Source organism: Nostoc sp. NOS(2021), from assembly GCF_017115025.1.
Lineage (GTDB): Bacteria > Cyanobacteriota > Cyanobacteriia > Cyanobacteriales > Nostocaceae > Nostoc.
On the sequence record NZ_JABXKM010000189.1, the window covers coordinates 1 to 22,388 of the forward strand.

15 protein-coding genes and 1 pseudogene are annotated in these 22,388 nt (G+C 41.7%); 9 read left to right on the forward strand and 7 right to left on the reverse strand.

What is annotated here, in order from left to right:
• Positions 1-239 (forward strand): annotated as a pseudogene (locus tag HWQ41_RS21390) (hypothetical protein); the annotation flags it as partial.
• Between the two features lie 162 nt (positions 240-401).
• Here HWQ41_RS21390 and HWQ41_RS21395 read toward each other — a convergent pair.
• Positions 402-2,324 (reverse strand): tetratricopeptide repeat protein, encoded by a 1,923-nt coding sequence (locus tag HWQ41_RS21395; RefSeq protein ID WP_292767206.1) that lies wholly within the window; start codon positions 2,322-2,324, stop codon positions 402-404.
• The gene (locus HWQ41_RS21400; RefSeq protein ID WP_292767208.1) at positions 2,281-3,123 is read right to left on the reverse strand and encodes a hypothetical protein; all 843 of its coding nucleotides are present in this window, start codon (positions 3,121-3,123) and stop codon (positions 2,281-2,283) included. Before HWQ41_RS21400 ends, HWQ41_RS21395 begins: the two co-directional genes overlap by 44 nt.
• Positions 3,124-3,269: 146 nt before the next feature.
• Here HWQ41_RS21400 and tilS point away from each other — a divergent pair, with 146 nt between their 5' ends.
• Positions 3,270-4,274, forward strand: coding sequence for a tRNA lysidine(34) synthetase TilS (tilS, locus tag HWQ41_RS21405; protein WP_292767211.1), 1,005 nt, complete (start codon positions 3,270-3,272; stop codon positions 4,272-4,274).
• 183 nt (positions 4,275-4,457) lie between these two features.
• On the opposite strand, the gene HWQ41_RS21410 is transcribed toward tilS, so the two are convergent.
• The 4 genes from HWQ41_RS21410 to HWQ41_RS21425 all read right to left on the reverse strand — a co-directional run bounded on the left by HWQ41_RS21410 (position 4,458) and on the right by HWQ41_RS21425 (position 5,755).
• A complete protein-coding gene (locus tag HWQ41_RS21410) occupies positions 4,458-4,814 on the reverse strand; it encodes a DUF5615 family PIN-like protein (RefSeq protein WP_292767214.1) in 357 nt (118 codons plus the stop codon).
• Between the two features lie 7 nt (positions 4,815-4,821).
• Positions 4,822-5,067: a DUF433 domain-containing protein gene (locus tag HWQ41_RS21415; RefSeq protein WP_292767217.1), complete on the reverse strand. Its 246-nt coding sequence runs from the start codon at positions 5,065-5,067 to the stop codon at positions 4,822-4,824.
• Positions 5,068-5,111: 44 nt separating this feature from the next.
• Positions 5,112-5,237: a hypothetical protein gene (locus HWQ41_RS21420; protein ID WP_292767220.1), complete on the reverse strand. Its 126-nt coding sequence runs from the start codon at positions 5,235-5,237 to the stop codon at positions 5,112-5,114.
• A 92-nt stretch (positions 5,238-5,329) separates the two neighbouring features.
• The gene (locus HWQ41_RS21425) at positions 5,330-5,755 is read right to left on the reverse strand and encodes a hypothetical protein (RefSeq protein WP_292767223.1); all 426 of its coding nucleotides are present in this window, start codon (positions 5,753-5,755) and stop codon (positions 5,330-5,332) included.
• Positions 5,756-5,904: 149 nt separating this feature from the next.
• On the opposite strand from HWQ41_RS21425, the gene HWQ41_RS21430 reads away from it, so the two are divergent.
• The gene (locus HWQ41_RS21430; protein ID WP_292767226.1) at positions 5,905-8,382 is read left to right on the forward strand and encodes an ATP-binding protein; all 2,478 of its coding nucleotides are present in this window, start codon (positions 5,905-5,907) and stop codon (positions 8,380-8,382) included.
• A gap of 60 nt (positions 8,383-8,442) precedes the next feature.
• Positions 8,443-8,646, forward strand: a complete 204-nt coding sequence (locus HWQ41_RS21435) for a hypothetical protein (RefSeq protein WP_292767229.1) — start codon at positions 8,443-8,445, stop codon at positions 8,644-8,646.
• Positions 8,647-8,671: 25 nt separating this feature from the next.
• Here the strand turns inward: HWQ41_RS21435 and hmpF are convergent, their stop codons facing one another.
• Positions 8,672-10,435, reverse strand: coding sequence for a pilus motility taxis protein HmpF (gene hmpF / locus HWQ41_RS21440; RefSeq protein WP_292767232.1), 1,764 nt, complete (start codon positions 10,433-10,435; stop codon positions 8,672-8,674).
• A gap of 392 nt (positions 10,436-10,827) precedes the next feature.
• Between hmpF and HWQ41_RS21445 the strand changes: the two genes are divergently transcribed.
• The 5 genes from HWQ41_RS21445 to HWQ41_RS21465 all read left to right on the forward strand — a co-directional run bounded on the left by HWQ41_RS21445 (position 10,828) and on the right by HWQ41_RS21465 (position 21,990).
• Complete coding sequence (locus HWQ41_RS21445; protein WP_292767235.1) at positions 10,828-12,006, forward strand: DUF4388 domain-containing protein; 1,179 nt, start codon at positions 10,828-10,830, stop codon at positions 12,004-12,006.
• A gap of 323 nt (positions 12,007-12,329) precedes the next feature.
• Positions 12,330-12,695 carry a response regulator gene (locus tag HWQ41_RS21450; RefSeq protein WP_069073698.1) on the forward strand — a complete coding sequence of 122 codons (366 nt, stop codon included), beginning with the start codon at positions 12,330-12,332 and terminating at the stop codon, positions 12,693-12,695.
• A 13-nt stretch (positions 12,696-12,708) separates the two neighbouring features.
• Positions 12,709-13,239, forward strand: coding sequence for a chemotaxis protein CheW (locus HWQ41_RS21455; protein ID WP_292767238.1), 531 nt, complete (start codon positions 12,709-12,711; stop codon positions 13,237-13,239).
• 14 nt (positions 13,240-13,253) lie between these two features.
• Positions 13,254-16,196 carry a methyl-accepting chemotaxis protein gene (locus tag HWQ41_RS21460; RefSeq protein WP_292767242.1) on the forward strand — a complete coding sequence of 981 codons (2,943 nt, stop codon included), beginning with the start codon at positions 13,254-13,256 and terminating at the stop codon, positions 16,194-16,196.
• A gap of 115 nt (positions 16,197-16,311) precedes the next feature.
• Entirely contained in the window at positions 16,312-21,990 is a 5,679-nt protein-coding gene (locus HWQ41_RS21465; protein ID WP_292767245.1) for a response regulator, read from the forward strand.
• Positions 21,991-22,388: the final 398 nt, after the last annotated feature.

A 22,388-nucleotide genomic window follows, 5' to 3' on the forward strand; every position in this document is an offset into this window, starting at 1 on the left:
TTCAAACACTCGTTAACGGAGTTCAGAGGTGGATGAATCCAGTTCAAAGACTCGTTAACGGAGTTCAGAGGTGGATGCATCCAGTTCAAAGACTCGTTAACGGAGTTCAGAGGTGGATGCATCCAGTTCAAAGACTCGTTAACGAGTATCAAAGACTCATTACAGCAGTTTTCATTTACTTAAATCACACTCTTGTATTCTTCTGTGCGCCTCTGCGTGAGACAAAAATCTTTCAGTAATTACGAATTAACGCCGTGTGCAACTTTCTCGCAGACCTAACCCCCAACCCCTTCCCTACAAGGGAAGGGGAGCAAGAATCAAAGCCTCTCTCCCTGTGGGGCAGAGGTTTGGAGAGGGGTTCTAAAGATAAGTTGCACATCGCGTGAATTACGAATTACGAATTACGAATTAAGAATTACCCTATCAAGACTTGCACTCACACTTTCAGCATCCGGTGACTTCAATCGCTGCAAAATCTCTAAAGCTGGTTGCAAATAGGATATCGCTTTAGTGTATTCACCCTGTTGTTCTGCCAAATCTCCTAATCTCCGCAGAGTCATTGCTTGGAATTGTACATTACCAATGCGTTGAGTTATTTCCAAAGACTGATTGTAGAGTGTGATCGCTTGCTCCACTTCTCCTCTGTTGGCGTACATATATCCCAGACAGTGCAACGTCGCCGCTTTGCCTTGGACATCACCAATGCGTTCTTTTATTTCCAAAGACTGATTGTAGAGTGCGATCGCTTCATCCACTTCCCCTCTATTGGCGTAGATACGTCCTAGTTCGTGCAACGTCCCCGCTTTGCCTTGGACATCTCCAATGCGTTCATTTATTTCCAAAGACTGATTGTAGAGCGCGATCGTCTTATCTAGTTCCCCTTTGGTGGCGTAGAGAACTCCCAGATTGTGCAACGTCGCTGCTTTGCCTTGGAGATTACCAATGCGTTCATCTATTTCCAAAGACTGATTGTAGAGTGCGATCGCTTCATCCACTTCCCCTTTGTTGGCGTAGATCATTCCCAGATTGTGCAACGTCGCCGCTTTGGTTTGGACATGACCAATGCGTTCTGTTATTTCCAAAGACTGATTGTAGAGTGCGATCGCTTCATCCACTTCCCCTTTGTTGGCGTAGATCATTCCCAGTTGGTGCAACGTCGTCGCTTTGCCTTGGACATTACCAATGCGTTCATTTATTTCCAAAGACTCCTTGTAAAGTGCGATCGCTTGATCTACTTTCCCTTTGTTAGCGTAGATCATTCCCAGTTCGTGCAAATTGGCTGCTTTACCTTGGACATTACCAATGCGTTCATTTATTTCCAAAGACTCCTTGTAAAGTGCGATCGCTTCATCCACATCCCCTTTGTTGGCGTAGATACCTGCCAGTTCGTGCAAAGTTGACGCTTTGTCTTGGACATTACCAATGCGTTCTTTTATTTCCAAAGACTGATTGTAGAGTGCGATCGCTTTGTCCCATTCCCCCAAATCGTCATATATATAACCCAGTTCGTGAAGAACGCTGGCTTTGATTCCTGCTAAATTTTCATCTTCTTCAGTTAACTTTAAAGCTTGTAGCAAAAAATCTTCTGCTTTTTTCGCCTCACCAATACTCCCGTAAGCAATCCCTAACTCCTTTGAAATATTAGCGCGGGTGCGTACATCAGTTGATTCTTCCATTAGCAAGCGCTCAAGTAAATCAATCCGCTCTTGCCTTTCTGGTAAATCTAAACTTCCTAATATTCTCTCAGACTGAATAGTTTTTTCAATAGCCAAGTCTTGAGTAGACTGGACTGTTTGAAAATAAAATATTCCTTTTCTCCATGCCCAAAAATCTGGGGCATATTTTGCCAAACGCATTAGGGCATGATCTGGCAAAAATATCAGTATAGGGTGAGGAACGCTATTAGTAAAAGCGTCTCGGACAAAGTTCAAGTCTTGGAGTACAGGCGGATATTTTCCAGACAAACCAATAGACTTTTCTAAACCCATAACAACTAAGACTAATTTTTTATCTGGCTCTAAATGAACTTCTTTTAAATCACGAATAATCTCATCTCTTAAAAAACGCAAATTAGGATCAGCAAAATTGAGAATTTCAAACTGAATATCATCACATCGAGGATGGTTGTCAAGGATTTCAATTAAAGTATTTCTATCTTCAGCAAAATTAACAGCAACGAACCCAATCGTTAACTGAGTGTCAGCAAAGTCAATAAAGGTTAACAGTTCCGCTAATGACTGCTGATTTATTTGCAAAAAAGTTTCTTTTTCTAAATTTAAATCATCGGTTACTTGTAGCTGATTTGAGTGCTTCTTGGAAAGCATGGATTTGCCTCACAACTGGATTAACATAATTCCAGCGATTTTTGCCGTTGTATTCAAAAACCCAAAGACTGAACAGCATTAACCTGCCTATTTCATCTTTAGAAACATCCTTATTTACACATACCGCAGCCAACGCCGAATAGTATTCTGTTGATATACTCCGCTCAAAATTAAACTGTTCTTGCTTAATTGCATAGATGATATCATCGGCAGTAACTTTTTCGCGATCGCGAGTTGCGGCTGTAAGAAATGCTTGTGATGCTATTTGCATCAATTGGCGGATGTGACCACCGCTTGCTTTCGCTAAATCTACCAATAGTTGACGCGATTCAAATACTGCATCTACTTCAACTCTTTGTTCAATTAAACTCGTAATTGCTGTTAGACCATCGTCATTATGATCTATCTCGGTTTTGTCTTGTTCAAACTCATATATGTTGACCATCGGCACAATATTGGGAGTGTCGAAAGAATTACTCAAGTTATTTTCAGAATAGACAATAGAAATTGGTGCTGTATAGATAATCGTACAATATAGACTTTGTAATTGAAATGCGTAATCACAAAATAAATGTTTAGCTACATTTGGAGGCACTCTATCTAAGTTATCAAAAATAATTAAAAATCCTTTTTCATATTCAGGATATTTTGATTTAAGCTTGACAAAAGCATCACCTAGCAATAAATTTATATCTGCTTGTAAACGACCAATATCTTTTTGTAAATGTATAATGTCTCTTGCTCCTTGGCGAGGTGCGATCGCCCATGCGCTCCATTGCCCGTTACCTGCAACTAGCAACGGTACAGATGAGGTTTATGTCATTCTTGATACCATTTGCGAATTTGTTCAGCTAAAGCCACAGCACCACCCACAATGCTGATAATAGTAGCGATCGCCGCCAAAGTTCCCTCTCTTTGCGTCAAATCCAAAAACTATGAGAAGAAATGGTATGGACTCCCTTACACGCCAAAATACATCGCACCATCCGATCGCGCCACTTATTTGAGCGCAACCAAAGGCTATTAATCGCTGTCTCCGGCGGACAAGATTCTTTATGTTTAATAAAATTACTTTTAGATTTACAATCCAAATGGGGATGGTATTTAGGTATTGCTCACTGCGATCATCGCTGGCGTTCTGACTCCCAAGCTAATGCTAACCACGTCGAAAACTTAGCTAAAACTTGGGGTATATCCTTTTATTTAGAAACAGCGATCGCTCAGATAAATAGTGAAGCTGCTGCACGCGATTGGCGCTATCAAGCTTTAAGTGCGATCGCTCAAGCAAATAATTATCAATATATAGTTACAGGACACACCGCAAGCGATCGCGCCGAAACTCTCCTCTACAATTTAATTCGCGGTACTGGTGCTGATGGCTTACAAGCCCTGACTTGGCAACGCCCTCTAACTACGGGCATTATGCTAGTACGTCCACTTTTAGAAATCACTCGGACACAAACCGAGCAATTTTGTCAAGAGTTTAAATTACCAATTTGGGAAGATTCTACCAATCAAGATTTGCAATATGCCCGCAACCGCATTCGCCAAGAGTTACTACCATATTTACGGGCAAATTTCAACCCCCAAGTAGAATCAGCCTTAGCCCAAACAGCAGAACTTCTCCAAGCGGAAGTGGAATATTTAGAAAAAGCTGCCCAGCAGTTGCGAGAAAAGGCGATGGAAAAGGGCATGGGGCATGAACAAGATTCCCTTACTCCTCTTCTTCCCTTGCGGTTAAATCGTCGGGTATTGCAGAAAGCACCATTGGCGTTGCAACGTCGCGTGATGCGTCAGGTATTGCAGCAAATACTGACTGACGCAGCGAGTTTTGAACACATCGAAAAATTAACGGCTTTAATTATAGCGCCTAACCGATCGCAAACTGATCCATTTCCCGGTGGTGCGATCGCTCAAGTAGAAGGCGACTGGATTTGTTTGAAAATGTAAATACCATCTTTACCCACATACGACCTGATTTTTATATAGCAATCCTATTTGATTTGCTCTCCACCGAGAGGCTCAGATCCCCGACTTCTTCAAGAAGTCAGGGATCTTTTTGTTCGTAATTCATTTAGGATTGCTACACTATCCATAGTCACTTTGACATAATATCAGTTATTCTTAAGCAACCTATTCAAAATTAGCCTGACGAATCCGAAACTTATTTTTCATAGCAATCACGATTCTACCATTAAGTAAATCTTCGCTATGTAACTTTAAAACATCTATTAATAACACCTTCCTAGCTTCACGAGGTAAATTTTCTAAACGTAAAACTCCACAATGACGCTTTCTCTGCTGCCAGATCATCTGTTCAAAGTCATTATCTGTCGTCATAATAATTCTTTCTTCCATAACTGCCCATTCTAAAATATCCTCGTCTCTCATTTCGGGGTCAGTGTCACTTACATAAACCACTTCATGACCCATTTCTTGCAACCAATTACCCAAGGTACGACTAGCATTGACATCGATTAAAAATTTCATATATGGTCTAAGGTGCAGTCACTCTGTCTAAGACCTCTTCTTGAGAAACAAGATAATAAGCATAAAATAAGGCTGCTTGTATATCTTCTGGTTCTAATTCCGGGTAATCTTCAAGAATTTCTTGATTAGTAGAACCCTTGGCTAGTAATTCTAAAATCATTGCTACTGGTATTCTTAATCCCCGAATAATTGGTTTCCCAGCCAAAATATTTTTGTCAAACTTAATGCGTTCTAGTAATTTTTCATCGTTCATCTTTACTACCTACCTCTGATAATTTGCCAGTGACATATAGCAATTTATTTTTCAAGATCATCTTGAGTGAACATTTGTTCACCAGAAAAAACGATTTCGGCACGTATTTGCCGCAGACGTTTTCCCAATTGAGATTTATTTACAGGGGTTACAAGTTGAGCTTTCACCATTGTTGCATGAATAAATTTTACAAAATCTAAAACTTCTTCCTGTTTTTCTTTGTCAAGCGATCGCCATTTTGTTAATAATTCTTATTCTGAACTCATTTGTCTTCACCTATGACTGTTACCTGACTTTTTACGGTATCTAGAAAACCTCTCTTCTTTATCTCTCTCCTAAAAACTTCATCCCCTTCCGCTTTCCCTTCCAGCAACGCCGTCAAAGCTTCCATCTTGGTGATCGCTGTTCGTAATTTCGTCATAATAGCGGCTGCAAGGGCTTTAGTCCAAAAAAATAAGTTAGGGCTGAAGCCTGATCGCAAACTGATCCATTTCCTGGTGGTGCGATCGCTCAAGTAGAAGGCGACTGGATCTGCTTGAAATAGTTCGCCCTCTGCTCTTAGGCTGCGAATTCCCCCAATCCAAGAATCCACCTCTGGCTCCACAAGAGCGATCGCCACTTCAACTTTGCCAAATCCAGAATAAAAGCGGATATCGCCCCAGTTGTTACAGAAACTAATAGTGTCCATGATTATCTCAGTGCTAGTAGCGATGTAGAATCAGCATTATCCGAATATACTTGTTATTTTAATAACGTCTTTTAAGCTAAATAGATTTTGCCACTTGTTGGCATACAGCTAGCTAAAAAGACAAGTTTTGATTTAATTAAAGGCAGTGTATGGAAGAAGGAATTGTAACTTATTTAACATCAATCAAGAATGAATTAAAGGAAACTGGTAGACAAAGAAAAAATCTCAAAATTAAAAGTATTCTTAACCAACTTGGTTGTCAGCGTAGGAGTCAGTCATTTATTGACAAATTCAATAACTGTTTAGCTGATTTAGGCTTAAGAATAATCCCAGCATTTAATATTGGTTTATCATACGATGAAAGAGTTGCTATTTCCTTTGATGGAGTTACTTGTACAGAGAATGAAGTAGAACAGATAGATCCTATCGCAGAAAAAAATAGTCTAAATTTCTTGAACCCTTTAAAAGTTAAACATGATTTATTCTATTATTTATTTGATTTTGATTCTGAGCAAGAATACGAAACTTTTCAAGCTTGTTTAGACTCAAATCAACCAGTTGGTCTATTCCTGATTCCATCCAAAGAGGATTTCTTTTCTGATATTGTAGCGAAAATCTTAACTTATGAACTAATTCGTAAAAAACAATATATAGGAGTGACTCCAAATTTAGTAACTTCTAATGCCTGTTTTAATAGTTACTCTCACGAAAATGAAACAAATGAATCTGTAGGTACTGGGGATAAATCTCAATTCTCATTCTCAAGCATTTTGCACTTTAGTCAGTCAACAATGACAAATGTAATACTAGGGGATACAAGTTTTGAGCTTATTGAATCAGAAAAATTTGATGAACAATTTAACCAACTATCACTGTATACTAATAAATACTATTCAGAACAATTTTTCATTCTATTTCATTGTCCTTCGGAAGTTGAGATGTATAAGCATCATAAGAGGGATATGTTTGGATATTTAGTAGATAAAATTGCTAAGAAGTTACCATTTGTATTTACATTAAAGTGTAAGTATACTGACGATAAATCAGTTCCTTCAGAAGTCAGGAAAGATATACAACATCATTTGAGTCTTTTATTAGAAGCTCCAAATTATATTTCAGACGATGAGAGCTTATCAATAATTGACTATTTTTTAGAGTTACAAAAAATACAAGTTCAGGCAGAAGCTCAGTTACTTATTAGTATGAAAACTGAGCATTTTAAAACTTTGGTTTATGGTTCGGAGTCTGATGAACACATATACCTCAAATATTTTGCTATTAGAACTCTCGAATGCCAAGGTTATAATCTATCCCAAATTCGCTGTGAAGCAACAGTTAATCCTGATAATAATGAAACAGAGGGGAAATCAAAAGTTAAGAGAAGACCAGATATTTATATTGAGAATAATACAATAGTTGAGGTAGAAACGTTAAGAGGTAAGGCATACGGAGAGAACGTTTTTCTTGATTTAATACAAGATATATCAATAAAAATAGATGGATGGCCTAGTCAAGCGAAGTATGTCTGGCTGGTACTTCCTGGATTTGAAATTGCCCGTAATTACTATCAACTAAAAAAAACACAAGAAATTTTAGAAGAAAAATTAATAGAAAAATATGATAAATCAATTCAATTTTATATTATGGCTCCCGATTATAAAAATCATCAACTAATTCCTGTATCATTTGATTTGATAAGCTATCCATCCTTTGAGAGAAGACCACCTCAAAGTTCAAGACATGTACGTCAAGAACCACCAGTATTTGAAATTGACTTCAAATATGTAAAGGGTTTAAATGAAGAGAAGAGTAAGCTTAATAAGCTCTTAAAAATACAGTTAAAAGGAATTAATAGTTGTATTAATGGAATATTATTTTTTGGCTTACCTGGATGTGGTAAGACTCTTTTAGCAAATGCATTTGCTAACGAATCTGGAAGATACTTTTTTAAGCTGTCTCCATGTGATATTCAGAGTATGTGGATTGGACAAAGCCAAAAAAACTTGAGAGCTATTTTTGCTCAAGCTAAAAAGAAAGCGCCATCTGTCGTATTTATTGATGAATTAGATAGTATTGGCTTTAGTAGACATGAACTACACGCACATACAGATCAAAAAGCGACGATTAACCAACTCTTAATAGAATTAAATAATATTGCCGAGCATGATGTAATTGTTATTGCAGCAACTAACTATCTAATTGGCATTGATAATGCCTTGAAACGTTCGGGCAGATTAGATTGGAAAATACCTATTTTTCCACCTAATGCACCTGAAAGAACTGAGCTATTCAAACATTATCTTTCACTATCAAAAATTTGCGATAATCTTTCAGTTACAACCGAAACTTTGAATTTAATAGATTATGAAGAATTAGGCAAGGAAAGTAAAAAGCTAACTCCTTCTGACATTGAGCTAGTTTGCAAAGAAATTAAAAATGATATTTTACTTGATGAAATTTCGCCTCAATTAACAACTTCATGTGTGGCTTCTTATGTAAATAACCTTAGAGAAGGAAATTTAACACTAATAGAATCCCAAGTTTCACAATTTATAAGTGAGTGTAAGAGCTTAAGTATAAAAAGTTATAAGCTTGAACAGCTAGAGAATGAGTGGAATATTTATTGAATCAGATATAAATTAAAAATTAATACCAGACCCAAGGCATCAATTTAATGCAACTGACAATTGCCTCAGAGAAAGCGATCGCACAGCAAAGCAATTAATTGGGTGGGTACAATTAGAGGATGTTTGAAAAGTATTGGGCGAATAGAATTCGCTACTACACAAAGCTTAGTCCACCTCCGTGGACTAACACAAAATCAAGAGTTTTTAACCCACGGAGGTGGGTTTTGTCTGTGTAGCCGCGACTTCCAGTCGCCCGGTGAGTAGTAAATTAGACTTTACTGGGCACTTGTTAAGACGCCAGTAATTCTGGTTGAGGCATTAAACTTTGGAGAGTATGACGCAACTGTGCGATCGCTTGGACTTGAGAATCACCAGTTTGCTGGAATTGATCCAAAGATTCTCCAATTCCTTGCAGCTTTTGCCGCAAGCTATCCAGAGAATCCTGAATTGGTTGTAGTGCTTCTTCATAGAGATTCACCCGACCACAGCATTCAGCAGTTGTTCTTCGCAGAGACAACAAGTTTTCCTCGATCGCTTTGAGTTCTTGGCGTTTTTCATCCAAATCGTGAGTTTGATTGTCAATCATTCCCTGATTTAGCTCAATACCAGCACGGATCTGCTCAATCTCACGTTCCAGCTTTTGAATTTCCTGTGAATATTGTTGTCGCTGGGTTTCAATTTGTAACAGAATCGGTTCTAAATTAATTTTGTTGTTACTGCCTTCTTCATCAGTAACAGTATGTCCTTGCCGCCGTAGCAGTACAACTTGGTGTTGCTTGAGAAACTTCTGATGCTGTAACATATTGCGGCGTTGTCCTACCAAACTGGAATTTAGCATCTGATAGAGGTCTTTTTCATCAGTTAGTTCCAGTTCCAAATTCATGTGGTCATGGTCAGATGCGTGATTTATTTTAGTTTGGAGTTCTTCTATAGTTTCTTGTTTATATTTCAGTTCTTGTTCTTGATCGTGAACAAAGCTAGCATCTATTTCCAACTTATATTGCAAGTCTTGCACTATTTTTTGTAGTTCTTCTAAAGGCTTTTTCTCCAAAGCTTCCACATCAACTTGCTGACCGAGAACTACATCACCAGATGTTGCAGCTAAAGACTGAATCTGTTGATATAACTCTTCTTGGTTTCGTAACTGCTCTTTGATTATCCGAGCATACTCTTGCTTGCTGGTAAGGTCTGCTGTATTCACCTGCAATTGGGCTGTGTGCTGGGCTAGAGAATTTTGTGCTTGTTCCCATGCGTTTTGGCGATCGCTAAAGTTTTGTGACAAACCCTCAACTTCTGCTTGCTGTTGAGCGATCGCAGTTTTTTGCTCCTCCAGTTTTTGCCAGTGTGGGGTTAGAGTAGCTTGCTGCTTTTCGACCAATTCAAAGGCCAGATGGAGGTGTTCTCTGACTGTTTCCGTGGGAGCCATAGCACTAGACAAGCGATCGAGTAACTCACTCATTACCCGACTTTGCTCCTCATCCAAAACCGTCCCTGGCTGAAAATCCGCTTGACGTTCGTCTAGGCGACGCTGCTCACCCCGTAAATGCTCCCAAGCGCCTTCCAATTCTTGGCGGTTGCGCTCAACTTCTGCTTGTAACCGTTCAATTTCCTGGCGCGAGGTGTCAACTTCCTGTTTTTGCTCCTCCAGGCGTTGCACTTCATCCTCCATTTCTTGCAACTGTTCTGATCGTACTTCCATGTCCATTTCACGGCGATTCAACTCTTGCGCCTGAAACGTCAGCGACTGCTTCCACTGATCAATCTCATCTTCCTTGAGCTTAAATTTCTCCAATTGGCGGGAAAAATTCTGCAAAATGTTGACTAGTGGACGTCCTGCTTCTTGAATCCGCTGCACTTGACGATTCGGATTCAGTTCAACCAGTACCAAAGCACCATCATTTAATTTGCTTGCGTCCTCAGCAGGAATCACATCTTCCGACACAGTACTCCAATTCTGGTCAGTTCGCTGACAAGCTAGCAGTTTCAGTTCGGTTTTGGCACCGCCACTGAGTAAACCACCTTTCTGTTTTTGTACTTCTGCTAAATACAGCACACCGTTAGTCCTTTATTGATGCACTTAAAGTTCATGTTTTGGGATATACCTTAAATAATTCTGTTAACTTATCTCACTGAACCGAAGTTTAGGAGAACAAGACAGAAAAAACTATAGACGCGAGATATTACGTCTTGATACTTATAAAAGCGAGTTGGTCGCGCCTTTATATTTTGTACTGATGACAGTGATGATGACTTCCGTGTTAACACTAGCTTTGTGGAAGTGTGTTACGAAAGATGAAGGTTTATAGCTTAATGTATTCTCGCATGAGAACAAGAAACAGGGTAATAATCTTTCTAATACTCGATAATCAATACTTAAAGAAGAAGTCATAATTCAGAATTCACAATTCAGAATTCAGCAATACTTAAGGAGTACTTTTTAGAGAAATGCAGGGAAATTTAAATGAAATTGATATTTGCAGTATTTTGCAATTGATTGAGTTGGGACAGCGAACTGGGCAACTATGGGTGGGAGCTACTAGCTCTCACCATAACAACAAACTGGGTGGAGACGGAGCAAGCATTTATCGCCTCAAACAACAGTCTTGGTTCGTCTTTTTCCTGAATGGTCAAATTATCTATTGCCAAGAAGGCGAGAGTAGTTTATCCAGAATTAGCGACTATTTACGTCATTACCGAGTTGAGATGCGACTCACCGACAAACAAATTGCCTCCCTACCATCAATCGACGCATCAGAGTATGCCTATCTTTGGGCACTCTTGGAGCGGAATATCATCAACCCAAAGATAGCTGGTAGTATCATTCACGGCTTGGTGCATGAAACCCTTTTTGACCTGTTGAGCTTACACCAAGGTAACTTTATCTTTCATCAGGATGCGGCACTTGCCCCGCAATTAAATACTTTCGAGATTGCTCCTTTTGTTACAAAAATTATGAAGCAGGTGCAAGAGTGGAAGCAATTCTATCCACACATTCAGTCTCCAGAACAATTGCTAGTGCTATCTGACAAAGTTCAGCTACAATCCTCGCTACCAGAAGCAACCGTGAATAAGCTACAACATTGGGCTGATGGTAAAACATCCTTACGTCAACTGGCTCGCTATCTCAACCGAGACATTTTGACAGTCGCTAAGGCAATATATCCATATGTGCAACAGGCTTGGCTACAACTAGTATACTCAGTCACAACTCAACCAGATACCCACACGGATAGCGAGGAATTGAAGGGAAAACACAAGGGGCGGATAGTATGTATTGACGATGCGATCGCCATCGGTGAGACTATAAATTCCATCTTACAACCACAAGGTTATGAAGCGATCGCTCTCACCAATCCCTTAGAGGCACTGAGTCTGGTTTTTCAACTCAAACCGGATTTAATTTTATGCGACATTGCCATGTCGGAATTGGAAGGGTACGAGGTTTGCGCCATGCTGCGACATTCAACAGCATTTCGGCTCACACCGATTATTATGCTTACTAGTAAAGATGGATTTATTGATCGAGTCAAAGCTAAGATGGTCGGGGCTACAGATTATTTAACAAAACCATTTACAGACACTGAGTTACTCATGCTCGTAGAGAAATATATCAACAACCAATGAAAATAGGGCATTGGGCATTGGGCATTGGGCAAAACAGTTCCGAATTCCGAGTAAAGAAGGGAGATTCTCTACTCAACACTCAACACTCAGCACTCAGCACTCAGCACTCCTAAGGGGCATGGGGCACATAAAGAGATCCAAGATTTGTTGATCTACTAAAAGATCAGGTAAAAGATGTTATCACAGAGTCAGCCAACTCAGTGAAAGCTCAATATCCAGGAAAATAGTGAAAAACTAGAATTAATTTATACAGTTAATATTTGCGGAGGAATCAGGGAATGTTCCAAGTAGGAACGTCTACATCAGGAGGTAGATAAACACTTATGAGTACAGTTCTGATTGTGGAAGATAGTATCGCGCAAAGGGAGATGATTACAGACCTCCTGAAAGCAACTGGTCTAACTGTTACCCATGCCAGTGACGGATTAGAAGCATTGGAGGCAATTCAAATAGCACCTCCCGATTTAGTGGTATTGGATATTGTTATGCCCCGGATGAACGGCTACGAAGTTTGTCGGCGGTTAAAATCTGATCCAAAAACCCAAAATGTCCCTGTGGTTATGTGTTCTTCCAAAGGCGAAGAATTTGATCGCTACTGGGGCATGAAGCAGGGTGCAGACGCCTACATAGCCAAACCATTTCAACCAACCGAGTTGGTAGGAACAGTCAAACAACTGCTGCGAGGATAAGGATAAAAACAACATGGTCAGCAAACCGGACTTTTTAAGTGGCAGCGGTCAAGACCACTTCCGACCAGAATTACAAGTAGAAAGTCCTGAAGGTGAGTTACATTTGAGGTTTTACATTCCCTCGCATCAGGAGTTTGCACTACAAGCAACTGGCATCCGGGAGGTAATTGAACTAAGTCCTGATAGAATCACCCCGATTCCTAATGCTTCTCCTTTACTTTTGGGTACTCTAAATTTACGAGGTCGAGTTATTTGGGTGGCTGATTTGGGTCAATTTCTTGGGGAAGCAAGTGCATTAAACACGGATAGAGCTGAAATTTCGGTGATTGCCATTGAAGAGCAAGACACAATAGTGGGTTTAGCAGTAGAGGAAATCGGTGGTATGGACTGGCTGGATGTCCAGAATCTCATGCCACCAACTAATGTTCCAGATACTATGGCTCCCTTTTTACGTGGAGAGTGGTTATTACGTGCTAAAAATAATCAGTCTCTACGACTGCTCGATCAAATGGCAATTTTACGGAGTGCTAGGTGGGCAGGATGAAATTGGAGGAGGAAATGGCAGCAAGTATTGATAATTACGAGCCAACATATCAACAGGCGATGACCGCCTATGTTCAAAGGAATTATGAGGTTGCCGCCACTTTAGTTGACCAAGTGGTGCAAAATTTACCAAATGACCCCAACTCCCATTTATTAAGGGGTCACATCTATTATGTTTTGCAGCAGTACGATGTCGCAAAAGAAGAATATCAACTGGTATTACACTTGACTGACGATCAAGAAATTATTGGTTTTGCCAATAATGGAATTGAGAATATCAATCAATATTTACAGTCATTCAGTGGGGAGATTGATACATCACCAAGTCAAGAGCAAATAAATTCCCCAGAGATGTCTGAACCACTGGCATATAGCGAACAAGAATTAGAAGATTTGGGCGCTAGTGAGGATTTTGATAGCAATAACCTTGATTTGAACTTTTTTGGAGAGGATCAAGAAACTGTGAATGGCGTTGAAGAGATATCTTCAAAAAGTCCATTTGACATCCCTACAGAAGATAGTATTGGAACAGTAAAAATATCAGATTCTTCTACAGATTTTGGTGACGACCCTTTTGCCTTCAATGAAGAATCACAGGAACAAGAGTCAAATAGCAAGTGGGAGGAGAAAACAGAATTAGAGTTGCCTGCTTTTTGGCAGGAAGATGTATCAGAAGATAGTCTGGAAGAATCATTAGTAAATAGTCATTTCTCAGATAATGGGATAAATTCTAATCACGAAAATTCAGCTATTGACAATAATAACTCTTCATCTTCTAACTCCCAAACTGGCAATAGCGAGAATAATTTCCCTGATTTGTTGAGTGAACCAAAGTCTCCAGAGCTTAGTATTGGGAATTTAGAATATAAAAAATCTAGTTTTGGAGACGAAAGTTTACTGATTGTTGAAGAAGAACTTAGAAATGGTGCGGCAACAACAAAGAACTTGGAATCCGGCAGTCACAATGATTTGCAGGAAACCGAAGCACATAATTGGTTGTCACCAACAAATGTGGGGACAGATGAGGCTTTTCAACCTGATTTATCTGATGATTCTTCATCTTTTAGCAGCAATCTCCCTCTGAAAGAAAAACAGTTAAAATCAGGTGAGATTATCGGTAAAAATAACTTTGACGACGATGAAAATTTTGATATAGAAGCATTTGAGTCTGCCTTTGGCTCAGAGGGGTTAAACTCTTATGAAGACTCAAACAATATACTAAATGGAGAAAATTCTAAGAGCAATATCGAGTTTTTAGATGACTTTGAGGAATTTGATGATTTAGGCAACATTCCAGGGTTTGACCTGATGGAAGGAGATTCTAACTTCGGTGATCTAGTAAGGCATTCTGATCCATCAGAAACCAGTGGCAGTGGACGTCCTCAAAGCGCGGAGGCTTTTTTAAGTAATGCAGCTAGCGATCGCGAAGAGGAACTATTCACGATGACTGGTTCGCATGAAGCAGTTCCAGTCTTTAGCCAAACAGATGTCTCGAAACTAGAACCCAGCGTCAGCATCGAGCAAGGCTGGTTAGCACCATTAGAGAACGCCTCCATAGAAAGGAAACAATGGCTAATTGCTGGAAGTGTGGGGATTGTCTCGGCGCTGGTTGTAGCCACAGTTAGCTTTGCCGCCACCACATTTTCGCCAGCCCCGCAGCGAGAATCAGTCCGAAACACAGGTTGGGCAATGTCACTAGCAGCTGGGATTGCAAGTTTTACTACCGCAGGCTTCATGGGGAATCTGGCGCTTAAACAAATTCGGCGCACAACTGATGATCTCCAAACTCAGTTTGAGGCTGTACGTCAAGGAAATTTGAATGCTCAAGCCACAGTGTTTTCCGAAGATGAATTGGGGCATTTAGCCACTGGCTTTAATGAAATGGCGCGGGTAATTTTCACGACCACAAGTGAAGTCCAACGGAAAGCCGATGAACAAGAGGAAGCCAAAGAAAACCTCCAACGCCAGGTGATTCGCCTGTTGGATGATGTAGAAGGAGCTGCTAGAGGCGATTTAACAGTCCAAGCTGAAGTGACAGCCGACGTACTGGGAGCCGTAGCTGACGCCTTTAACCTGACAATTCAAAACCTGCGGGATATTGTCCAACAGGTAAAAGTGGCAGCGAAGGATGTGACAAAAGGTGCAACCAACTCCGAAACCTTTGCTAGAGCCTTATCTGGTGATGCTTTGCGGCAAGCGGAAGAGTTGGCAGTGACGCTGAATTCTGTACAGGTGATGACCGACTCGATTCAACGGGTAGCAGAGGCGGCGCGGGAAGCCGAAACCGTCGCCCGCGATGCTAGTACGATCGCCCTCAAAGGTGGAGAAGCAGTAGAAAATACTGTGGCGGGGATTTTAGAGATTCGGGAAACCGTTGCCGAAACCACCCGAAAAGTGAAGCGGTTGGCGGAATCTTCCCAAGAAATTTCTAAAATTGTGGCGTTGATTTCCCAAATTGCTTCGAGAACTAATTTGCTGGCACTCAATGCTAGTATTGAGGCGGCAAGGGCGGGAGAAGCTGGACGCGGGTTTGCGATCGTCGCAGATGAAGTGCGCCAGCTAGCAGATAAATCTGCGAAATCCCTGAAGGAAATTGAACAAATTGTGATGCAAATCCAAAGCGAAACAGGCTCTGTGATGACCGCGATGGAAGAAGGCACACAACAAGTAATTAAAGGTACAAAATTGGCAGAAGAAGCCAAGCGATCGCTCGAAAACATTATTCAAGTGGCGAATCGCATCGATATTCTTGTGCGCTCGATTACCAGCGACACTGTGGAACAAACTGAAACCTCCCGTGCTGTCGCTCATGTAATGCAATCAGTAGAACTTACTGCCCAAGAAACTTCCCAGGAAGCACAGCGAGTTTCAGGTGCCCTACAACACTTAGTAGGTGTATCCCGTGACTTGATCGCCTCCGTTGAACGTTTCCGAGTGGAAACTACGGAAACCAGATAAATTGTCATTTGTCATTTGTCCTTTGTTATTTGCTAATGACCAATACTTCGGCAACACTCAGCACAAGTGACCAATGACCAATGACCAATGACTAATGACTCTTGACTAAAAAACTATGCTGCCGGAACAACAACAGCGGATTTTGGGTTACTTTATCGAAGAAGCTAGGGATCACCTGAATACCATTGAGCAGGGGTTGCTGAATCTAGAGAGTACCTTGAACGACCCGGAAATGATCAGTGAAGTCTTCCGGGCGGCTCACTCCATCAAAGGAGGAGCGGCGATGCTTGGATTGACTAGCATCCAGCATACCTCCCACCGTCTGGAAGATTGTTTCAAAATTCTCAAAGATAATCCGGTTAAGATTGACCAAAAGTTAGAATCTTTATTTCTCGGTGTATCTGATACCCTAAAAGCGCTGTTAGAGCAGTTGAGCGGGCCATTTGGTCTTTCTGAAGATACGGCTAATACTTTGATGTCAGAAACTGAGCCGGTCTTTCAATGGCTGTATCAGCATTTGGAACTACTTGTACAACAAGCGAACAGTGGAGTAGGCAGCAGTTCTGACGCAACAGAACTACACACAACCTCTGTCGAGAATGTCTCCACACTTACAGAACTGTTCCTGCGGCGAGATATTCCCGGTTTGGCAGAAGACACCCATCAGGAATCTCCAGAAGCATCCTTCTCTGTAGCACCCCAGGAGGCGCGAGACGCTCCCAGACTCGCTAACGCTGCGCGATCGCCAGTCACCGCTAAAGAAAATAATAACTGGAGCCAGTTTCAAGCCCAGGTGCTGCAAACACTGCGGGAAATGTTGCAACTATTTAAACAAACCACAACACCCTCAACTCGGCAAAACCTTCAGCAATGCTGTTACCAGTTAGTCAAACTTGGTGAGACTTGGAATTTGTCCAAGTGGTGTGGTTTGTGTCAAGCAGCAGCCAGTGCGATCGGTAATCCTGAAAATACTTATCTGACTTTAGCTAAAATTGTCATTACCGAAATCAAGCAAGCTCAAGAATTAGTCCTGCAAGGTAGGGAAGCCGAAATTGCAATTAGTCAGCAACTAGAAGCACTTTTGAGCTTTGCAGAAATTGAGTTATTAGAAATTACCCCTGATTTGTTTGATGAACAGTTTGCGGCTTTGACAGAATTATCAACTGCCTCAGAGCCAATTCTATCTGGTAACACCGAGCCGTTAGTCATAACTAACCTAGCCCAGGCAACTGAAGAACTTAATCTAGACCAGAATATTAGCGAACGCCCCTATGTTCTCCAAGGGACACTACTAAACGCTGCAACTCACACTAGTCTTGCTTTCACCGCACATGACGAAGCACATCCAATCAGTACCAATCTTGACCCCAATGGCCCAGAGGTAGGAATAGCTGAGTTAAATACGCTGGCTGATTTATTTGCAGGTGAGACTCCCGAACTAGATGAAAGCTGGCATCAAGAAGAAACCTTAAATATTGTTGCCACTGATGACTTTGGAATTGATTTCAGCAGCACTGACGCTGAGGATGCTCATCGCGATTTATTCGATTTACTCTCCTTTGACGAAGACATAAGCAACAAGCAGCACCCAACAACCACAGCCACGACAGAAGATTTATCCCTGTTATTTGGCGACAACTTCCTAGAAAAAGAGAATTCAGAACCGCAAAATCAACAAACATCTGCTACGACTCTAGAGTTGAGTGATCGTAACGTACTTGATCTAAATTTAGACTCTTCTTCTCCCGAAAATTTACAAGAATTTACTGATATTACTAGTGATCCAAACCAGTCTCCTGGGGAGATTGTCCAAAATAGTGTCAACAAAAACGATGTGGTTGAAGATTTATTGACACTGGCACTAGATGATGAGAATGAACTATTGCCTATAGGCGAAGTGACTCAACCAGAAACTGAGGCGTTCGCCAGTGTGGAACTATCTACCAACCAACAAAACAGTTTCGATAACTTATTCTTAGAAGCTAGAAATGCAAATTGGGTAGAAGAAATTACCCCTAGTGACTACATAGAATTACCCCAGCAAACAGATTTGTCTTTGGACAGCCTGTTTGGTGAAATAGAAGAACAGACATTACTACCTACAAGTGAAGCAGAAATCGTTGATTTATTTGATACATCTCCAGCAACAGCACCTGAGTTTTCTCAATCAGAAAATGATCTGAGCAACTTCTGGAGCGAGGAAACCACAGAAGAACAGGACGAATTCGATTCCTTAATTGAGCAGAACGTGGAAAGGGCGTTAGAGGAGAGTTTGTTTGCTGCGGTAGCTGATGAAATTTTTGCCGACAGTCAGCAGCCCATACCGAATCCTATAGCCAGTTTTGACATAGAAGAAGATTTGGATATCAATTTCCAGCACCAAGAGCAGCTAGATTTGATATTCTCATCAGATTCGGGAGATGATTTATTTGATGAGTTCACACCGAGTAGCTCAACTATTTTCCCTGCAATCAACGATGCCTCCACGACTGAAACGCCGTTGTTCGCGCCGCATCCAGAGTCAGAAATTCTCAGGCGATCGCAACAACCAGAAGCTTTAGATTTTGTTCCAGAATTTACTAATCAGCCTCCAGAGATATCTGCTGTTGATCTGGAACTTAATTCATTCGGCTCTTTGGATGAAAATCCGCAACTGCTGTTTGAAAATGTAGCTACAGATGACTCCACCTATATTCAGATGGAAACCACAGATAATACTGTGGATGAACTATCGGCTAGAGAAACTTCTTTAGATATCAGCTTTGAAGAAACTTCAGATTTAGTATCACCCCAAGCACAGCCAGATGATTTGTTCGGCTCTTTCGATGAAAATCTGCAACTGCTGTTTGAAGATGTAGCTACAGATGACTCCACCTATATTCAGATGGAAACCACAGATAATACTGTGGATGAACTATCGGCTAGAGAAACTTCTTTAGATATCAGCTTTGAAGAAACTTCAGATTTAGTATCACCCCAAGCACAGCCAGATGATTTGTTCGGCTCTTTCGATGAAAATCTGCAACTGCTGTTTGAAGATGTAGCTACAGATGACTCCACCTATATTCAGATGGAAACCACAGATAATACTGTGGATGAACTATCGGCTAGAGAAACTTCTTTAGATATCAGCTTTGAAGAAACTTCAGTATCAGCCCAGACAAGCCTAGAAGTTTTAGATACTGAGGGGAATAATAATTTAGAAACTACCTTTGATTTCACAGAAAACACAGATTTAGAAGGGACGGAACTGGGTTTTGCAAATGATTTATTTTTTACAGAAACTGCTCTGACAGAAGCAGCAAACCAGGAAGAATTAGGAGAAAACGCGGCAAAAGCTGACTCACAAGCTATCAATGACTTCACACAAACGGTTATTCAGGAAGATGCAGAAACCGATTTGTGGGATCTAGGAGAGACATCTGAAACTGCACCAGTGTCAGAGGGAAAAAATGCTTTTGTTGCCACGACTGAAGAATTGCCAACCACAGAAACTATTGAAGTAGTTGCTCCAGAAGATGAATTTGCAGACTTAGCAGCATTACTAGGAGAGGAAGTAGCACCCGTCCCCAAAGCTAAGGAGATACCAGAAATAGATTTTGCTGCCCTGGAAGAATTGCTAGGTACAGATAACGACGAGGCGGCTGCTATATCTAGCGATGTCTACGACGGGCTACGCCAACGCCAGCCCTTCAACACTCAACCAGTCTTGGCTAAAAATGCCATTCCATCACCAGGCATGGATGAATTTGGTGACTTAGAGAAGTTGCTGGCAGAAGCAGATCAAACAATATCCCATTCACCACTAGTAAAATCGAACACAAGCACAACTCCACGTCCCTCTACTCGTCGGGCTTCCAGATTTGAAGAAACGATGAAAGTTCCAGTTAAGCAACTGGACGATATGAGTAATTTAGTTGGGGAGATGGTGGTAAATCGCAATACCTTAGAGCAAGATAATGAACGGCTGCGGCAGTCACTAGATAACTTGCTGATTCAGGTACAACAACTCTCGGATGTGGGCGCAAGGATGCAGGAGTTGTATGAGCGATCGCTACTGGAAGCTTCTCTGTTAGCCGGACGCAAAAAGAAAGACACTGGCATTCAAGTGCCTGATTCCCATACCGACATGGGTTTTAGCGAGCTAGAAATGGATCGCTTTACTCCTTTCCATACACTGTCCCAGCAGATGATTGAGCGCATTGTCCGCATCCGGGAATCGTCTAGTGACATTGACTTTGTTACCGAAGAAACCGAGCGAGTAGCAAGGCAGTTCCGCCAAGTAACCACCCAGTTACAAGAGGGACTAACAAGAGCGCGAATGGTGCCTTTTGCTCAAACTATTGATCGTTGGCGGCGAGGAGTGCGTGACAATGCCATCAAGTGTGGCAAACAAATAGAGTTGGTGATCGAAGGTGGCGATACCTTAATTGACAAGATGATTTTGGATCATCTGACCGATCCGTTAACTCATATGCTGAATAATGCGATCGCTCACGGTATTGAAACGCCAGAAGAGAGGCAAGCTGCTGGTAAACCTCCCGTGGGAATCATTACTATCCGTGCCTTCTACCAAGGCAACCAAACTATCCTTTCTGTCGGCGATGATGGCGCAGGCATCGATTCAGCAAGGGTTAAGGCTAAGGCGGTGAAGATTGGCATGATTACAGAAGCGCAGGCAAAAGCGATGTCTCGCCTAGAAGTCTACGATCTGCTGTTCCAGTCTGGTTTTACAATCAAAGACCAAGCAGATGAAATTTCTGGTCGTGGTGTGGGTATGGACGTAGTGCGCTCCGAAATTAGCGAAATTCGTGGGACAGTGAACACCGATTCGACCCTCGGCAAGGGAACCACCTTCACTATTCGTCTGCCACTGACTCTGAGTATTTGTAAAGCTCTCTGCTGCGTCTCTGATCGAGCTAGAATTGCTTTCCCGATGGACGGTGTAGAAGATACGCTGGATATAGCAGTCAAAAATATTCAGCACGATGCCAATGGGCAATCATTTATTTCCTGGCGCGATACGGTGTTGCCATTCCGACCCCTGAAGGAACTTTTAACCTTCAATCGCCAGATCAGTCGCGGCAATGTCTATGGCGGCACCAGAGATGATGATATGGTTTCTGTGGTCGTGGTGCGATCGGCAAATACCCTAATTGCTCTACAGATTGACCTAGTATTGAGCGAACAAGAAATTGTAATTAAGCAATTTGAAGGCCCAGCGCCTAAACCCATTGGTGTAGCTGGTGCTACAGTCCTGGGTGATGGTCGCATTATGCCTATTGCTGACGTGCTGGAAATAATTGACATCTTCCAGGGACGGATTTCTACACAAATTGGTGGCAGTTCTTGGCAACAGAAAGGGACTCCTCCAGACACCTCTCCTGCGAAGATTGACCCGACAGTGTTGATAGTCGATGACTCAATTACAGTCCGAGAATTGCTATCCCTGACCTTTAACAAAGCAGGTTATCGCGTAGAACAGGCGCGTGACGGCCAGGAAGCTTGGGATAAACTTCGCTCCGGTCTGCCTTGCGATATCGTATTTTGCGACATTGAAATGCCCCGTTGCGATGGTCTGGAGTTACTCTCTCGCATCCAGAAAGACCCTAACCTCAACCACCTACCGATCGCTATGCTCACCTCGCGGGGTGCAGACAAGCACAGACAAATTGCCGCTCAACTCGGTGCTAGTGGCTACTTTACCAAGCCTTATCTCGAAGAAGCTCTCCTCGAAGCTGCGGCGCGGATGCTGAAAGGGGAGAAACTCATTGGCACTACGAGTAATGTTTAGTTTCACGATTTTCAAAAACACCTTGCAAGCCCTTAAACTAGCGCTAGAGCCGCTTACTACAAACCTTTAATTATTCACGCCCACTTACTTAAACTGGTGTCAGTAAGTTTTCAAACACAAAGTCAGCCAATCTTGTGCCAGACACATAAGCTGCATCTGCATCCCATTGATAATGGACACCAAGATAAACACGGCTACGCCCATTCTCTAAGGCTACTGAGGAGAAGTTGTTGAATGTCCGTGTGATTCTAATGCCATTATTGCCCCTGGCCGCTGGATCTTCTGATCTGGCCGTGAAGGTAACATTTTCCAATTGGACTTTTGTCGCAGGTTTGGTGAGTGTATACTCTTGAGCTAGTTCTTCGACAAGCTGCTAGTGATATAGCAGGGGACTGGGG

Excerpts from the sequence above, each read along its gene's own strand:
- HWQ41_RS21425 (WP_292767223.1), bottom strand. The coding sequence starts at position 5,755 with ATGGACACTATTAGTTTCTGTAACAACTGGGGCGATATCCGCTTTTAT.
- HWQ41_RS21395 (WP_292767206.1), bottom strand. The coding sequence starts at position 2,324 with ATGCTTTCCAAGAAGCACTCAAATCAGCTACAAGTAACCGATGATTTA.
- HWQ41_RS21445 (WP_292767235.1), top strand. The coding sequence starts at position 10,828 with ATGCAGGGAAATTTAAATGAAATTGATATTTGCAGTATTTTGCAATTG.
- HWQ41_RS21420 (WP_292767220.1), bottom strand. The coding sequence starts at position 5,237 with ATGGTGAAAGCTCAACTTGTAACCCCTGTAAATAAATCTCAATTGGGA.
- HWQ41_RS21465 (WP_292767245.1), top strand. The coding sequence starts at position 16,312 with ATGCTGCCGGAACAACAACAGCGGATTTTGGGTTACTTTATCGAAGAA.
- HWQ41_RS21455 (WP_292767238.1), top strand. The coding sequence starts at position 12,709 with ATGGTCAGCAAACCGGACTTTTTAAGTGGCAGCGGTCAAGACCACTTC.
- HWQ41_RS21430 (WP_292767226.1), top strand. The coding sequence starts at position 5,905 with ATGGAAGAAGGAATTGTAACTTATTTAACATCAATCAAGAATGAATTA.
- HWQ41_RS21415 (WP_292767217.1), bottom strand. The coding sequence starts at position 5,067 with ATGAACGATGAAAAATTACTAGAACGCATTAAGTTTGACAAAAATATT.
- HWQ41_RS21460 (WP_292767242.1), top strand. The coding sequence starts at position 13,254 with ATGGCAGCAAGTATTGATAATTACGAGCCAACATATCAACAGGCGATG.
- HWQ41_RS21450 (WP_069073698.1), top strand. The coding sequence starts at position 12,330 with ATGAGTACAGTTCTGATTGTGGAAGATAGTATCGCGCAAAGGGAGATG.
- tilS (WP_292767211.1), top strand. The coding sequence starts at position 3,270 with ATGGTATGGACTCCCTTACACGCCAAAATACATCGCACCATCCGATCG.
- HWQ41_RS21410 (WP_292767214.1), bottom strand. The coding sequence starts at position 4,814 with ATGAAATTTTTAATCGATGTCAATGCTAGTCGTACCTTGGGTAATTGG.